This window comes from Kitasatospora sp. NPDC058046, assembly GCF_042885595.1.
Classification (GTDB): Bacteria; Actinomycetota; Actinomycetes; order Streptomycetales; family Streptomycetaceae; genus Kitasatospora.
In genome coordinates this window covers 21,527-36,408 of sequence record NZ_JBHVRS010000010.1, presented here as the reverse complement: position 1 = coordinate 36,408, position 14,882 = coordinate 21,527, and the positions used below count along the sequence as shown (strand labels likewise).

Sequence of the window (14,882 nt, the reverse complement as noted above, 5' to 3'; positions counted from 1 at the left end):
CGGACGGCCCCGTCAGCCGGCCGCCGAGGCCGCCCCGCGCACCGTCGGGGCGTACCCGTGCTCCGTCGCCAGCACCGGGCGCAGCGCCCGGATCGCGTAGAAGTTGCGGGACTTGACCGTCCCCGGCGGCACCCCCAGCCGGGCCGAGGCCTCCAGCACCGAGCGGTCCTTGAGGTGGAGTTCGACCAGCACCTCGCGGTGGTGCTTCTGCACCCGGCGCAGCGCCAGCGCGAGGTCCCGGGCCACCACCACCTGCTCGTACGGGTCGTCGGCGACCGGCCGGTCCTCGACCGTCTCGCCGATCACCTCCTTGGCGCGGGCGGCGGCCATCCGGTAGTGGTCGATCGCGATCCGCCGGGCGACCGTGAACAGCCAGGGCCGGGCCGCCTCCGCGCCGGCGGCCAGCGCCTCCGGGTGCTGCCAGGCGCGCAGCAGGGTCTCCTGGAGGATGTCCTCGGCCTTGCCGCGGTCCCCGCCGGTGGCCCGCAGCAGCGCGCGCAGCAGGTAGCCGCCGTGCAGCCGGTGGATCTCGGCGAGCACGTCGGGGTCGAGGGTCGGGCGGGCCGGGGCGGTGGCGCCCTCCGGCGCGGCGGCCGGACCCTCGGACGGCGGGGTGACGGACGTGGGCTGGGCGACGGACGGCTTCGACACGCGCTACCTCTCAGGTCGGGCAGGGGGCGCAGCACGGGCAGGGGACGCAGCACGGGCAGGGCGTGCTGGGCACCGCCGGAGATCCCCGGCGGTGGCTGCACCAGCACACTGCCGGAGCCCGCCAAGTCCGCACCAAGGATCCGCCAACGCCCCCGTCCGGGGCACTCGGGCCGCCCCCGAGTGCCACCGTTGGCGGGCGCCGACGACTGTTGGCCGGTCGTTAGCGGCCGTGAGCTGCGGCTTCTTCCCTACCGCCCGGTTCGGCGCCCGGCCCCCCGCCGAGCGCCGTACCGGGCCGCGGTGTCAGCCCTCGGCGAGCGCCCCGAGCAGCTCCCGCACCCCGCCCTCGCCCCGGTGCTCGATCAGCACCGCGACCCAGCCCGCCAACAACTGCCGCTCCGCCGCCGACCAGCACGGTGCCGACGGGTGCTCGTCCACCACCAGCGCCGTCGCCACGCCCAGCAGCCCCGACTCCGGCCGCGGCCGCTCCTCCGGCGCCGCACGCAGCGCCAGCCGCCGGGCGACCGCGATCACCCGCTCCGCCGCCGCCTCGGGCACCGCCAGCCCGGCCGGCCCGGCCGCGCTCGGCGCCCCGGCCCGCACCAGGGCCGCGACGAACTCCCGCGCCTCCGGCCCGTCCGCGGCCATGCCGCGGCCCTCCCCCGTCCCGTTCACGGGACTCACGCTCCTTCCGACTCGGTGACACTCGGCGGACGCCGGGTGCCACCCGATGACGGTACCGATCGGTAGCCGGTCGGGCGGAGGGTTTTCTCGTTACGGGCCTCCCGAAGCGACAGGGGGCGCGCCGTGCGCCCTGTTCCGCTCAACGGGCCCTCCACCACCAGCGGTTCAGCTGAACCGGAGGGTAGCCTTCAGCCGTACTCCCGGCTGTACGGGTAGACCGTACGGTCGGCCGGACCGGAGGCACCCGTCCGGCGCACCAGGGACCGGGAGGTCGTCCGATGGCTTACTCCGACGGCACCGCGGGCGCGGGCGGCACCGCCCAGGCCGCACCCGACTACTCGCCGGCCGTCTGGCCCGAGCCCGTCGCCCTGCTGCCCCCACTGCCCCGGCTGCCCCCGCGCCCGCTGGACCCGCTCGGCACCGTCCTGATCCCGCCCGCCGAACGGCGGCCGTCCACCCGGGAGCCGGCCGTCGGACCGTCCTCGGCGGCGCCGCTCCCGTTCCGGCCGCCGAGCCCGCCTGCCCCCGCACCGCTACCCGCACCGCCCGTACCGCGCCTCGACACCGACCGCCCGCGCACCCTGCGGCTCGCCCTCCCCGGCGGCGGCGAGGCACGGCGGCGGCGCCTGCTCGACCGCGTCCGGGCGCCGCTGCGGACCCGCCACCGGATCGCCGTCCTGGGCGGCCCCGCCGAGGGGGCCACCGCCCTCCTCGGCGCCCTGCTCGCGGAACACCGGGCCCACCCGGTGCTCGTCCTCACCACCGCCGGGCCCGCCGGGAGCGAATGCCGCACGGGCGGCCGGGTGCTGCGGTCCGTACGGCCGGACCCGGCCGCCCTGCGGGAGGCCCTCGGCGAGGCCGACGGCCACTACCCGGTGATCCTCGCGGACACCACCGGCGCCCCGGCCGAGGTCCGGCTCGCCGCCGTCGAACACGCCGACCGGCTGCTCCTCTGCGCCCCGGCCTCCGCCACCGGAGCCCGCACCGCCGACGCCCTCCTCGACCACCTCGCCGCCCTCGGCCACCACGGCCTGGCCCGCGGGGCGGTCGCCGCCTTCACTCCCGCCCCACCCACCGACCGCCCGGTCGCCGACCGCGACCTCCTCCCCCACTTCCGCACCCGCTGCCGCGCCGCCCTCACCCTCCCGGCCGCCCCCGCCGCCCTCCGCTCCCGGGCCCGCCTCGACTACCTGGAACTCGCCGCCCTCATCGGCGACGGCATGGCCGAGCACCGCTGATCCGCCCCGAGCGTGCCGCCGCCAGGATGTCCGCCAAGCGCTCCATCGGGGGCACCGCCTCGCACAACGCCGCCTCCGCCCGGTCGAGCGCGGACAGGAAGCCGAGCACCAGCTCTCTCGCCGTCGGCGACTGCCGCTCCGCCATCAGGGCCCTCCGTTCCCGTGCCGTGCCGCCCCTCACCCTCCGGGCGCATCCGGTCCCCGACGGGCCCCGATGGTCCCACGGCGCCGATCACCACGACGAGCGGATTCCTCCCGTCAGGCCCTCGGCCCCGGCCGGACGACCGGCTCGGAAGCGGCGCCCCGTCGGCTCGCCTCCGCACAGCTCAGGCGCCGGCCCCGGGCACGCGGGGCCAAGGCGGCGGCCACCGCCGCCAGGGCGACGGCCGCGAGGACGGTGAGGGCGAGGAGGCCCGCCTCGATGCCGGCGCCGCTGTCGGGTGGGGCGGGGCGCATGGTGAGGACGACCGCCGGGGTGACAGCGGCCACGGGGCCGACGGTGCCGTGGCCGTACTGATGGCCAGGGCCGCGGGAGGCGGCGGCTTCCCGGTCTTCGGCCGGCTGGTCGACGGTCAGGTCCGGGCGGTGGCCGAGGACGACGGCGGCGGCCGAGCCCGGGTCGGCCGCCGCCCGGGGGCGGGGCGGCGGCGTGGTCACGCGAAGGTGCCGAACCGATCGGCCGGGATGTCCTGCGGCAGCAGCAGGCTGAGTTCGTCCAGGTCCACCACGTCGACCCGGGACAGCCGGCCCGCCTGCCGGGTGACCATCGCTTCGAGCACCTGCCGGGCGAACCGGCCGTTGCCGAAGGAGCGGTCGCGTGGGACGGCGCCGAACAGGGTGCCGAGTGCGGCCAGGGTCTCCGGGGTGCAGGTGTAGCCGGCGGTCTCGGCCCGCGCCCGGACGATGGCGACGAGTTCCTCGTCCGCGTAGTGCTCGAAGGTGACCTCCCGGGAGAACCGGGAGGCCAGGCCGGGGTTGGAGGCGAGGAAGCCGCGCATCTCCTCCCGGTAGCCGGCCACGATCACCACGACCTCGTCGCGGTGGTCCTCCATCAGCTTCACCAGAGTGTCCACCGCCTCCTGCCCGAAGTCCCCGCCGCTGCCGTCGCGGGGCGTCAGGGTGTACGCCTCGTCGATGAACAGCACGCCGCCCCGGGCGCGTTCGAAGGCGTCCCGGGTGAGGTGGGCGGTGTGGCCGAGGTAGCGGCCGACCAGGTCGGCGCGGGCGGTCTCGACCAGCCGGCCGGAGGGCAGCACGCCGAGTTCGGCGAGGAGTTCGCCGTACAGCCGGGCGACGGTGGTCTTGCCGGTGCCGGGCGGGCCCGAGAACACCAGGTGGTGGCCGAGGGGGGCGGCGGGCAGCCCGGCCTCGACCCGGCGCCGGGACTGGCGGGTCAGGTTGACCAGGTCCTCGACCTGCTCCTTGGCGGCGGCGAGGCCGACCATGGCGCGCAGCCGGTCGAGCAGGCCGGGCTCCCCGGCCCGCCCCTCGCCGGCGGCGGCCGGGGAGAACTCCTCGCCGACGTCGGCGGGCAGCAGCCGGGTGAGCGCCGCGTTGTCGAAGTGCTCCAGTTCGGCGAGCCGGGAGGCCTGCCGGTCGACCATCTCCTCGAACACCTTGCGGGCGGCCCGGCCGTTGCCGAACTCCGCGCCCTTGGGCATCCGGTCGAAGTGCGCGGCGAGCGCCTCCCGGGTGCCCTCGGCGAGCTCGTAGCCGTGTCCGCCGGCGGCCTGCTCGACGATCGTGGCGAGCTCGTCGGCGCGGTAGTTCCGGAACTCGACGGTGCGGCTGAACCGGGAGGCCAGGCCGGGGTTGGAGGCCAGGAACCCGCGGATCCCGGCCTCGTACCCGGCGACGATCACCACCAGGTCGTCGCGGTGGTCCTCCATCAGCTTCACCAGAGTGTCGACGGCCTCCCGGCCGAAGTCCGGGCCGGCCGCGCCGGAGCCGGCCGACAGGGTGTAGGCCTCGTCGACGAACAGCACCCCGCCGAGGGCCTCCCTGACCACCTCGGTGGTCTTCAGGGCCGTCCCGCCGACGACCGGGGCGACCAGGTCGGCCCGGGCGACCTCGACCAGGTGGCCGCTGCGCAGCACGCCGAGTTCGGCGAGGATCGCCCCGTAGAGCCGGGCGACGGTGGTCTTGCCGGTGCCGGGCGGGCCGGCGAAGACGAGGTGCCGGCTCATCGGCAGGGCGGGCAGCCCGGCCTGCTCGCGGCGGCGGGTCAGCTTGCCGAGGTTGACCAGGGTGGCGACCTGCTCCTTGACGCCCTCCAGCCCGACCAGGGCCCGGAGGACGGCCTGCGGGCCGACGGCCTCCTCCGCGGGGGCTTCCGTACCGTCGCCGGCGGCGTCCGCAGCGACGGTGGTGGCGGCCGCCGTGCCGTGGGCGTCCGGCGAGCGGTTGTCCCGGCTGTCGAGGTTCTCCACCACGAGGCGGTCGGTCGGCGCGGTCTGCCACAGCCCGGCGCCCTGGTTCCCGGCGGCCGTGCAGTCGGTGAGCCGGACGGGCTCCGCGGACTCGGAGCGCAGCCCGTCCACGGTGTTGTCGCCGAGCCGGCAGGAGGTCAGGGTGGCCCGGGAGCCGGGCAGCAGGTGCAGCCCGTGCCGCCGGTTGCTCCCCAACCGGGCGCGGGTGGCGGCCAGTTCGCCGCCGCGTTCGACGCTCGCGCCGTCGAGGGCGTTGCCGGTGCACTCGACGTCGCGCAGGATGGCGACGCCCCCGGCGCCGACCGAGATCCCGCAGGACCCGCTGCCGCGCACCAGGCCGCCGCCGAGGTGGGTGTGGGCGCCGTCGGCGATCCGCACCCCGTGCCGTCCGGCGTCGACGACGGTGACGTCCTCCAGTCGGCCGCGCCCGTCGCCCAGCACCTCGATCCCGTGGCGGCCGGCGGCGGTGACGGTGCCGCGGCGCAGCAGCGGGTCGGCGCCGTCGCGCACCACGATGCCGACGCCGGCCGCGCGGCGGACCTCCAGGCGGTCGAACTCGGCGGCGCTCCCGCCGGTGAGTTCGACGCCGTCGGTCCCGGCGTCGCGCACCACCGTCCGCAGCAGGCTGGGCCCGGCCGACCCGCCGACGTGGACGCCGACCCCGGCGGGGGCGGTGACCTCGCAGTCCTCCAGGGTGCCCCGGGCCCGGCCCGCGATGTGCAGACCGTACCCCTGGGGGCGGACGGCGCGGCAGCGGCGCAGCAGCGGGTCGGTGCCGTCGGTGAGGACGTAGCCGTGGCCGCGCACGGCGGTGACGGTGCAGTCCTCCAGCACGACCCGGGCGGCGGAGCCGACGAAGACGCCGAGCGCGCTGTCCCGGATCGCCGTGCGCAGCAGGCGCGTGCTGCTCCGCTCCTCCAGGGCGACGGCCGGCTTGTCGGTGCCGGAGATCTCGCAGTCCTCGACGACGCCGCGCGCCTCGCCGTTGGCGCACAGGCCGTTGCCGCGCGCGTCGCGCAGCACGCAGCGCCGGACGGTCGGGTCGGCCCGCTCGCCGATGACCACGGCCGAGGTGCCCAGGTGCTCGACGACGCTGTCCTCGATCACGCTGGAGCCGGTGGAGGTCTCCACCAGCCCGGCGCCGGCCGGGTTGGTGACCCGGCTGCCGCACATGGCGAGTTCGCCCGGCCCGCGGGTGAGCACGGCGGTCCAGGCGTTGCCGATCACCTCGCAGTCCCGCACGGTGAGGCGGCCGCGCGGGACGTCGACGGCGGGCAGTTCGTCGTCCTGCCCCTGGAGCACCAGACCGGTCAACCGGACGGCCTCGGTGAGCACCTGGACCACCGAACCGCGCCGGGGGCTGATCCGCACACTCCCCCGGACGTCGTCGGCGGTGATGCTCACGGCCTTGGTGAGCACCAGGTTCTCGTCGTACCGGCCGGGCCGGACCGAGATCACCGCGCCGCCGCCGGCCGCCCGGAGGGCCTCGCCGATCGTCCGGTAGGAGCCGGGTTCCCGCTGCTCCGCGCAGACCGTCAGCACCGGGCGCGACATGCCTGGGGTTCCCTTCGTCGTGGGGCGTTGTGGTTCGGTCGCTCGGTGGTTCGGTGACTCAGCGGTTCGGTGGCTCGGCGGGTCCGGGCCCCGGTGCGCGCCGGGGTCAGGCCGTGCAGGTGGCGCGGACGGCGCTGGCCGCGTGGTGGGCGCCGGTGGAGCCGCCCCAGTCCACGCCGCGGCTGTGCAGCGTGACGGAGATCGGGCCGCGGTAGGTGAACGGCCCGTTGTTCACCCAACTGCCCCGGCTCGCCGTCTGGTTGATGGTGAACGAGCCCACCTGGCCGCCACCGCTCTGCACCGTGTAGGTGCTCGGGTTGCCGCCGACCTGCTTCACGTCGCCGCTGGCCGGGATGTAGACCGACAGGGTGCAGCTGGTGACCTTGTCCACGGTGAAGGTCCAGACGACCGAGTTGCCGTTGTCGTCCTTGTTGGCGTTGCCGGACATCGGCATCGAGGCGTAGGTGCCGTTGCAGCCGTCGCCGCTGTAGCCGCCGGAGTTGTTGCGCCAGCCGCTGCTGCCCTGGTCGAACCAGCCGTTGGTCTTGTACTGGCCGCCGCCCGAGCAGTACGGGCCGGCGATCACGGTGACCGGTGCGGGCGGCTTGGCCGCCGGGGGTACGGGCTGCTGGGGCGCCGACGGGTTCGGAGCCGGCTTGTTCGGAGCCGGCTGGTTGGGGGCCGGCTGGTTCGGCGCCGGGTTGGCCGCACCGCCGCCGCCCGTGCCACCGGCGGCCGGGCCACCGCCGCCCGAACCACCCGAGGCGGCGGCCGCACCGCCCTGCGCGCGATCGCCCCCACCGCCCGAACTCGCGCCGCCCCCAGCGGGGTTGGCCCCGACGCCGGGAGGAGCGGCCGCACCGGCACCGCCCCCGCCACCGCCGGCCCCGCCACCAGCGCCGCCGCCGGTGCCGTTCGGGGCCGAGGCCGCCTGGTCGCCCGACGCCGGTGCGGCCGAACCGTCCGGCTGCGGTGCCGCCGAGCCCGACTGCCCGTCGGGCGCGACGCCGCCGGCGGTGCCACCGTGCTCGTCGAAGCCGGGGACGTTGGCGGGCGGGGCGTCGGCCTGGGCCGGTCCGTGCGGGTCACTGCCGCTGCGCTGGGTCACCATCACGGAGGTGCCGACCAGCACCAGGCCGACGGCGACGGCCGCGGCGATCATCGGACGGGAGACCCGGCCGGTGCGCGGCCCAGGGTCCCCCGGACCCACGGGCCCCGCGGGGGCCACCGGGCCGACGGGCGCCGTCGGGCCCTTGGCGGGGGACGGCAGGGGCGCCGGCCCGATACCGGTCCCGGCCGGGGGCCTGGCTCCGACCGTGGGCTTGGACCCGGACGCGGGCTTCGGTCCGGTTCGCGCCCCGTTCGTCGCGGCGCCCGTGGCCCTGGAACTGACACCGACTCCGGCGCCGACACCGGCGCCCGGCTGCACGGGCAGCACCGCCGTCTCGGCGCTCGCGGACCTGGGCCCGGCCTCGGACTTCGGCCCGGGCCGTGCCCCGTTCGTCGCAGCGCCGGTGCCCCCGGCACTGACACCGATACTGGCACCGCCATTGGCGCCGGCGCCCGGCTGCGCGGGCCGCACCGTCGGCGCGGGGCTCGCGGGCTTGGACCCAGCGCTGACACCGGCCTCGGCGCCCGACCTCGCGGGCGGCACCGGCGCCGCAGGGCTCGCGGGCTTCGACCCGGCGCCGGCCTCGGGACCGCCACCCAGCCGCGCGGGCGGGACCGTCGGCGCAGGGCTCGCGGGCTTGGACCCGACCTCGGGCTTCGGACCGGTCCGCGCCCCGCCCGTCGCAGCGCCCGTGGCCCCGGCGCTGACACCGGCACCGGCACCAGTGCCGGTACCGCCACCGGCGCCCGGCTGCGCGGGCGGCGCCGCCGTCTCCGCGCTCACGGGCACCTCCGGCGGCTTCCCCTGGTCCGCCTCGGCCGCCAACGCCCAGTTCACCGCCGGGAGCCGGAAGCCGCCCGGCCTCCGCTCCGGCCCGCCGCGCTGCTCCTCGCCCACCATGCATCCCCTGTGCTCGATGACACTCCTGTGGGGAGCTACGGCCCGCACGGCCGAACCGGTTCAGCCGAAATCGGCGCGCCTCAGGCCCGACCGTCCGGACCGGCTCCGCGCCCGCCACCGGCCGGGTCCCACCCCGCGCCCCTCCCGCCGATCACGTCCCTGTGTTCCGTCCGACGGCCGGCCGCCCGTGCGGGGTTCACCGGGTGGTTCAGAAGGACCAAGAGAGCGGCTCTCCGGTGTACGGGTCCAACCGCTCCTCGATGCGGCGCCGCTCCTCACGCCAGTGGACGAAGTGCGGGGACGGATCGCCCCAGAGGGAGGCGTCGCTGAGCGGACAGCGGTCGAAGCCCTCGGTGAACAGGCGGCGCAGGAACTCAACCATCCCGCAGTCGTAGAGCTGCCAGTTCGGCGACCCGTGGCGCTCCCACACCAGGACCGGCCACCTGTCGGGGTCGTCGTCGACCGTGAGCCAGCCGAGGATGTCCGCCCCGCAGCTCACCCCCCACGCGATCACCGAGTCCGGCCCGGCCTCGACGCCGGCCGGCCCGCCCTCGGTCGACCAGAGGCTCCGCAGGATGGCGGTCTCCCCGGCCGCGCTGCCGAAGCCCGGGCCCTCGGGCGGCTCCGTGCTCGCCTCGGGGGCCAGGACACCGAACGCCTCGTCGATTCCACCGGCCCCGTACGTGGCCATGAACGCCACGTAGTCGGCGGGGAACCGGACGCCCCAGGCCTGGCCCACCGCGGCCCAGTCCACCTGCTCGTCGGCGCCGTCGTGCGGCGACATGACGGCTTTCAGCGCGGCGACGGATGCTTCCCCTGCTTCCATGACCCCTCCTGTGGTCCGGCTCCGGGACGCACCGTATCCGGCCCCACCGACAGTCAGTCGGCGGGGCCGGAGCCGACGCCCAGGGCGAGGGCGTAGCGGGAGGGGTCGGCGGGGCGGACGCGGTCGGCGGGGGCGACGGCATCGCGGCGGGCGAGCCAGGTGCGCAGCCGCTCGGGGCTCGGGCGGACGCCGCCGATCTCGTGGAGCAGGACCCGGGCCGGGCGGCCCTCCTCCGGGTCCGCCGGCTGGACCTCGACCACCTCGAACTCCGCGCCCGGGACGAAGACCACCATGGGCGGGTCGCCCGGCTCGCCGAAGGCCGAGCTGCGGCGGCCGCCGACGGACCAGATGGCGAACTCGATCCCGACGTCCTCCCCCAGGTCCGCCTCGGGCACCGCCAGGGCGGTCACCGGGGCCCGCTCGGTCAGCACCGTGCCCGGGGCGTACGCGGCGAGGTCGCAGGCCTGCGCCGGACCGGCGACCAGCACACCGCCGTAGTACCCGGGCAGCCGCCGCAGGCCGGCGGCCAGGCAGCGCAGGTACGGGCCGTAGCGGCCGGGCTCGCCGGAGCGGGCCGCCTCGAGGAGTTCGGCGCGCGGGGCCAGGGGGCCGGAGTCGCCGGCGTGCAGCAGGAGGGCGACCAGCTCGGGCCCCTGGTCGCCGTCCTCCGCCTGGGCGCGCAGGGCGGGCAGCCGGGCGGCGACGTCCTCGGCCCGTCGGGCCAAGGGCTCGTAGGCGGAGCCGAGTTGGGCGACCAGGGCCTCGCCGTCCCCGGCGGGGGTGGCGGGCTCCGACGGCTCCGGCTCCGGGGACGGTTCCGGGGCCGGGGGCGTCGCAGCGGGCACCTCGGGCTCGGGCTCGGGATCGACTTCCGGGGCCTCGGCGACCGACTCCTCCACCTCAGGCTCGGACAGCAACTCTGGCTCTGCTAGCGGGACTTCGGCAACCGACTCCTCAGGCTCCTCCACGACGACCTCAGGGGCCAATATTGTTCCCTCATGGGCCTCCCCGGGAGCCTCCGCCGCCAACGCCCCTTCCGAAGTCGGCACCGTGGCGACGGGCTCCGGAGCCGTCACCGGCTCGGAACCGAGCACGGCCACCCGCCCCTCCGCGGCCTCGACCGCCTCCTCGCCGACCCAGTCCAGCCCGTACTGCCGCGCGCAGAACCGACCCACCGCGGCCGACTCCACGTCCAACACCCCCGCCACCACGAGCGCGAGGCGTACCGGCCCGGCCGGGAGCGAGCCCAGCACCGTACCGAGGTGGTCCCAGACCGCGTCCGGAACCGGGCGGCCCGGCGTGCCCACGACCAGCACGGGCTGGGCCGGGTCCGGCCGACGCAGCCGGGGGCCCCGCTCCGGGGTCGCGGCCGGGCGCAGCCACAGTCCGGCCGCCACCGCCTCCACCTCCCAGCCGGGAAAGGCCGGGTAGCGCGCCGCCCCGAGCACCGAAGGCGGCGCGGGGAGAGCCGGAAAACGGCCCGCCCCAGGGGCCGCGGGCGGGCCGGGGAGAGCCGGGAAACGCCCCGCCCCAGGCCCCACAGCCGGGCCCGGGAAGACCGGGAAACGCCCCGCGCCGGGGACCGGAGGCGGGCCGGGAAAGGCCGGGAAGCGGCCCGGACCGGGCCCCGCGCCCGGGCCGGGGAGAGCCGGAAAGCGCTCCGTCCCAGGGCCCACACCCGGGCCGGGCCCGACGCGCCAGCCGACGGCGGTGACGGTGCGTTCGCGCGGGCGGGCGGACAACTCGATGAGGTACGGTTCCCAGCCCTCGCCCCCGTCCGGCGCCACGTGGACGTGCCGCACTCCGCACCCGGGCGCCCCCGGCAGGCCCGACCTGGCCACCGGCACGCCGATCGCCGCCCGCACCTCCTGCCCGAGCGAGGCCGCCAGCACGGCGGCCGTCTCGATGAGTTCGAGCGGCGCGGCCCACGGCGCGCTCAGTGCGAGGTACTCCCGATGGGGCGCCTGCTCCTTCAACAGGGTCGCCGCGCTGGCCAGTTGGGCACCGCTGGGCAGTGACCGGGCGGGCGCGCCGATGATCATCAGCAGCCGGTCGCGCGGTGCGAAGGCCCGGTCCAGCACGGCGGGGCGGACCGGTCCCACCGCCGCGTCGGTGATCCAGTACGCCCCGCCGGCCAGCGGGGTGATGGTCGCGTCGGCGGGCCAGCGGCCGCCGAGCGGCTCCGCTCCCCCGCCGGGCCGGCAGCGCCACCACGTCCCGTCCACGGCCGGCAGGGTGCCGTCCGGCTCGACGCTGACCACCGTGTCCGGTGCGACGACGGTCAACCCGCTGCGCCGGGCGAGCAGTTCGGCGGGCCGCCGGCCGTCGGGGCCGACCGCGGCCAGTCCGGAGGCGGCCAGCACCAGCACGTCGGCGTCGCGCCCGCGCGCGGCCCGGGCGAGTTCGTCCAGCGAGGCGAGCAGGACGGGCGCCGCGTCCTCGGCGGCGGCGAGCAGCAGCAGCGCCCCCGGCTGGGCGCGTACGGGCGCCAGCGCCTCGGCCAGTCCGTCGGCCTCCGCGCCGGGCGGTGCGATCACGTAGTGCGCGCCGAGCGCCCGCAGCGTCGAGGCGCCGACCGCCTCCGGGGCCTCCACAGCGCCCATCACTCCTCCTCCGCCGGGCCCGTCGTGGCGCCCCGGGTGGTGCGCCGGGTGGGGGTGTCCGGTGCCTCGGGCTCCACCCGCAACACATCCGGGACCGGCCTCGTCAGCACGACCGGGTGCGCCCGCACCTGGTCGCGTCGGGACTGCATCCACTTCCTCCCGGGTTCCTCGCGGACGCGCCCGCCGCTTCGCGGACGCACCGCTGCGCGCCCACTACGGTCCTACGGCCCCCGGCACCGGCCCGGTTCAGCGGCCTCCGGACCGGATTGTCGGACCCCTCTGCCACACTGCCCCCGGACGCACGGATTCGAAGGGGGTCCCTCATGACGGCGCTGTGGATTCCCCCGGTGTACGGGGACACCGGGGCCTCGGTCCGGCTGCTGCGTGCCTACTTCACCCGGCTGCGGGCGAAGGGCGACCACTACTACACGGGCGCCCACTTCGAGCGGCTCGCCGGCGGCGGCGACCGCCCGGAGACGGCGGACGCCTTCACCGCCGACGACCTGCTCGCGATCACCATGCTGAGCGTCTCGGTCGAGCCGCACGGAGCCGTCGAGCTGCTCACCGACCCCGACGGGCACTGGGGCCGGCTGCTGTCCGCGATCCCCCGCGACGCCCGACTGGAGGACCCGGCCAGTGCCCCGCTGATCGCCCCCGGCGGGCCGGCCGCCGAGCTGTGGGACCGGCTGGCGAACCCCCGCGCCGCGTACCCGGGCAAGCCGGACGGGGTCGGCCCCGTCGTCGCGGGCAAGCTGCTGGCCCGCAAGCGGCCGCACCTGATACCCGTCTACGACATCCGGGTGAAGGCGCTCTTCCGGCGGCCGAAGGTCGACACCACCTTCTGGTCCGCGCTGGCCGACGCCCTGCGCGCGGACGGCGGGGCGTTCCGCGCCCGGCTGGCGGAGCTCCGCACGGAGGCCGGGATCGGCGAGGACATCGGCGTGCTGCGGGTGCTGGACGTCATCGCCTGGATGCACCAGGGCGAGGCCGGGCAGGCGACGGGCTGACCCCGCGTCCCGCCACCGGGCGGACCTCCGCCGAGCGGGCGCGGGGACCAACGGCGGCGGGCGCGGGGACCGCCTCCGCGTCAGCAGTTCGTCAGCGCAGTGTCGGCAGCCGTCAATAGCCCGTCAATCCGGAGCCCGGTGCCCCCGGACGGCCCGAAGCTGGACGGACCACGCCTGCACGACCCGCAGGTCGCTCCGGAGGTGAGCCGCATGTCCGTCCTCGCTGCCTTCCATTCCGACGTCCCCGACGCGCGCCGCCACGGCCACGGCCTGCGCGGCGCGTGCGCGCGGGTGCTGGACCGGCTGGCCGCCAGCCCGCTCGACAGCACCGTGCTCGGTGCCCTGGGCGCGCCCCGGCCGGCCGCCCGTCCGGCCGGTCTGCGCGCCCGCTGGCACCCCGTGCCCCGGCCGGACGGCACCACCGCCCTCGAATCCACCTGGCACCCGGACCGCTGACCCTGCCCTCCCGCGCCCGGTCGCCACCGGGCACGGCCGGACGGCCATTCGGCGCAGCGCTCCCCCGCACGGCACGGCCCCCCTCCCGGGTGCGCGCCTATCGTGGGCGAATGACCGATCGTCGGACCGCCGGGCCTGGTACGGCCCGGGTGGGCCACCTCGTCGCCGCCGCCGCGTTCGCCGTCTGCATGGCGGGCACCACGCTGCCCACCCCGCTCTACGGCCTGTACCAGGAGAAGCTCGGCTTCTCCGAGCTGACGGTGACGGTCGTGTTCGCGGTGTACGCCTTCGGGGTCATCGGCGTCCTGCTGCTGATCGGCAACGTCTCGGACGCCGTCGGGCGCCGGCCCGTGCTGCTCTGCGGGCTGGTCTGCTCGGCCGCCAGCGCCGTGGTCTTCCTGACCGCGGACAGCGTCGCCCTGCTCTGCCTGGGCCGGCTGCTGTCCGGGTTCTCGGCGGGGCTGTTCACCGGCACCGGGACGGCGTACGTGCTGGAGCTCGCCCCGCCCGGGCACCAGGCCCGCGCGGGCTTCGTCGCGACCGCCGCCAACATGGGCGGGCTCGGCTGCGGTCCGCTGCTGTCGGGCCTGCTCTCGCAGTACGCCCCGTACCCGCTGGTGCTGCCGTTCGTCGTGCACCTGGGGCTGCTCGCGGTCTGCTTCGCCCTCACCTGGATGCTCCCGGAGACGGTCGCGGGGGCCCGTCCGCTGCGCACGGCCCGGCCCGACCGGCCGGCGCTGCCGCCGGAGGTCCGCCGGGTGTTCGTGCCGGCCGGGATCGCCGCGTTCGCCGGCTTCTCCCTGCTGGGCCTGTTCACCTCGGTCAGTCCCGCCTTCCTCGCCACCGGTCTGGGCGTCCACAACCGCGCGGTGGTCGGCCTGGTCGTCTTCACGGCCTTCTTCGCCTCCACCCTCGGCCAGCTCCTGGTGCCCCGGCTGGGCACCGCCCGGGCGGTGCCGCTGGGCTGCCTGGTGCTGATCGCCGGGATGGCCCTGCTGGCCGCCTCGCTCGCCTGGGAGAGCCTGCCGCCGCTGGTGCTCAGCGCCCTGGCGGGCGGCGCCGGGCAGGGCATGGGCCTGCGCGGGGCGGTGGGCGAGGTGGCCGCGGCCGCTCCTCCCGAGCACCGCGGCGGCGCCCTCTCGGCGCTGTTCGTGGTCGCCTACTTCGGCATCTCGATCCCGGTCATCGGGGTGGGCCTGCTGACCGGGCCGCTCGGCCTGACGCACGCGGGCCTGGTCTTCGCCGCCTGCATGGCGGTGCTCGCCGCCGCCTCCGGCCTCTACCTGCTGCGCCAGGCGCGCGCCGCGGGCTGACCCTGCGGGCCGACCTCGCGAGCCGATCCCGCGCGCCGCCGTACGCGCCCCCCGCACGCCGTCCGCGCGCGCCCGCCGCCGCCCGCCGGTACCCGCTTGCCGCCCCGGCC

12 protein-coding genes are annotated in these 14,882 nt (G+C 77.3%); 4 read left to right on the top strand and 8 right to left on the bottom strand.

All coding sequences use genetic code 11. From position 1 onward, the window contains the following. Nucleotides 1–12: 12 nt before the first annotated feature. Together ACFVU7_RS21125 and ACFVU7_RS21120 are read right to left on the bottom strand one after the other, a co-directional pair. A complete protein-coding gene (locus ACFVU7_RS21125; protein ID WP_074004942.1) occupies nucleotides 13–651 on the bottom strand; it encodes a sigma-70 family RNA polymerase sigma factor in 639 nt (212 codons plus the stop codon). 303 nt (nucleotides 652–954) lie between these two features. After that, nucleotides 955–1,326 (bottom strand): hypothetical protein, encoded by a 372-nt coding sequence (locus ACFVU7_RS21120; RefSeq protein WP_388046430.1) that lies wholly within the window; start codon nucleotides 1,324–1,326, stop codon nucleotides 955–957. A 287-nt stretch (nucleotides 1,327–1,613) separates the two neighbouring features. Here ACFVU7_RS21120 and ACFVU7_RS21115 point away from each other — a divergent pair, with 287 nt between their 5' ends. Continuing rightward, the gene (locus ACFVU7_RS21115) at nucleotides 1,614–2,573 is read left to right on the top strand and encodes a hypothetical protein (protein WP_388046428.1); all 960 of its coding nucleotides are present in this window, start codon (nucleotides 1,614–1,616) and stop codon (nucleotides 2,571–2,573) included. Nucleotides 2,574–2,831: 258 nt separating this feature from the next. Here ACFVU7_RS21115 and ACFVU7_RS21110 read toward each other — a convergent pair whose 3' ends face one another. The 6 genes from ACFVU7_RS21110 to ACFVU7_RS21085 all read right to left on the bottom strand — a co-directional run bounded on the left by ACFVU7_RS21110 (nucleotide 2,832) and on the right by ACFVU7_RS21085 (nucleotide 12,145). Continuing rightward, complete coding sequence (locus ACFVU7_RS21110) at nucleotides 2,832–3,230, bottom strand: hypothetical protein (protein ID WP_388046426.1); 399 nt, start codon at nucleotides 3,228–3,230, stop codon at nucleotides 2,832–2,834. Next, nucleotides 3,227–6,556: a right-handed parallel beta-helix repeat-containing protein gene (locus tag ACFVU7_RS21105; RefSeq protein WP_388046424.1), complete on the bottom strand. Its 3,330-nt coding sequence runs from the start codon at nucleotides 6,554–6,556 to the stop codon at nucleotides 3,227–3,229. Before ACFVU7_RS21105 ends, ACFVU7_RS21110 begins: the two co-directional genes overlap by 4 nt. Nucleotides 6,557–6,662: 106 nt before the next feature. Further along, a complete protein-coding gene (locus ACFVU7_RS21100; RefSeq protein WP_388046422.1) occupies nucleotides 6,663–7,718 on the bottom strand; it encodes a hypothetical protein in 1,056 nt (351 codons plus the stop codon). 1,057 nt (nucleotides 7,719–8,775) lie between these two features. Beyond that, nucleotides 8,776–9,393 carry a hypothetical protein gene (locus ACFVU7_RS21095; RefSeq protein WP_387826229.1) on the bottom strand — a complete coding sequence of 206 codons (618 nt, stop codon included), beginning with the start codon at nucleotides 9,391–9,393 and terminating at the stop codon, nucleotides 8,776–8,778. Nucleotides 9,394–9,446: 53 nt separating this feature from the next. Then, nucleotides 9,447–11,996 (bottom strand): hypothetical protein, encoded by a 2,550-nt coding sequence (locus tag ACFVU7_RS21090; RefSeq protein WP_388046420.1) that lies wholly within the window; start codon nucleotides 11,994–11,996, stop codon nucleotides 9,447–9,449. After that, nucleotides 11,996–12,145, bottom strand: coding sequence for a hypothetical protein (locus tag ACFVU7_RS21085; protein ID WP_159028590.1), 150 nt, complete (start codon nucleotides 12,143–12,145; stop codon nucleotides 11,996–11,998). The genes ACFVU7_RS21090 and ACFVU7_RS21085 overlap by 1 nt, the downstream gene beginning before the upstream one ends. Nucleotides 12,146–12,319: 174 nt before the next feature. Between ACFVU7_RS21085 and ACFVU7_RS21080 the strand changes: the two genes are divergently transcribed. The 3 genes from ACFVU7_RS21080 to ACFVU7_RS21070 all read left to right on the top strand — a co-directional run bounded on the left by ACFVU7_RS21080 (nucleotide 12,320) and on the right by ACFVU7_RS21070 (nucleotide 14,772). Next, nucleotides 12,320–13,003 (top strand): DUF6308 family protein, encoded by a 684-nt coding sequence (locus ACFVU7_RS21080; RefSeq protein WP_049657380.1) that lies wholly within the window; start codon nucleotides 12,320–12,322, stop codon nucleotides 13,001–13,003. A 210-nt stretch (nucleotides 13,004–13,213) separates the two neighbouring features. Then, nucleotides 13,214–13,459 (top strand): hypothetical protein, encoded by a 246-nt coding sequence (locus tag ACFVU7_RS21075; protein ID WP_375873703.1) that lies wholly within the window; start codon nucleotides 13,214–13,216, stop codon nucleotides 13,457–13,459. 110 nt (nucleotides 13,460–13,569) lie between these two features. Then, a complete protein-coding gene (locus ACFVU7_RS21070) occupies nucleotides 13,570–14,772 on the top strand; it encodes an MFS transporter (protein ID WP_388046418.1) in 1,203 nt (400 codons plus the stop codon). The last annotated feature ends 110 nt before the right edge of the window (nucleotides 14,773–14,882 follow it).

Coding starts and splice junctions, on each gene's coding strand:
- ACFVU7_RS21115 (WP_388046428.1), top strand. CDS start 1,614: ATGGCTTACTCCGACGGCACCGCGGGCGCGGGCGGCACCGCCCAGGCC.
- ACFVU7_RS21105 (WP_388046424.1), bottom strand. CDS start 6,556: ATGTCGCGCCCGGTGCTGACGGTCTGCGCGGAGCAGCGGGAACCCGGC.
- ACFVU7_RS21100 (WP_388046422.1), bottom strand. CDS start 7,718: ATGATCGCCGCGGCCGTCGCCGTCGGCCTGGTGCTGGTCGGCACCTCC.
- ACFVU7_RS21095 (WP_387826229.1), bottom strand. CDS start 9,393: ATGGAAGCAGGGGAAGCATCCGTCGCCGCGCTGAAAGCCGTCATGTCG.
- ACFVU7_RS21090 (WP_388046420.1), bottom strand. CDS start 11,996: ATGGGCGCTGTGGAGGCCCCGGAGGCGGTCGGCGCCTCGACGCTGCGG.
- ACFVU7_RS21085 (WP_159028590.1), bottom strand. CDS start 12,145: ATGCAGTCCCGACGCGACCAGGTGCGGGCGCACCCGGTCGTGCTGACG.
- ACFVU7_RS21080 (WP_049657380.1), top strand. CDS start 12,320: ATGACGGCGCTGTGGATTCCCCCGGTGTACGGGGACACCGGGGCCTCG.
- ACFVU7_RS21075 (WP_375873703.1), top strand. CDS start 13,214: ATGTCCGTCCTCGCTGCCTTCCATTCCGACGTCCCCGACGCGCGCCGC.
- ACFVU7_RS21070 (WP_388046418.1), top strand. CDS start 13,570: ATGACCGATCGTCGGACCGCCGGGCCTGGTACGGCCCGGGTGGGCCAC.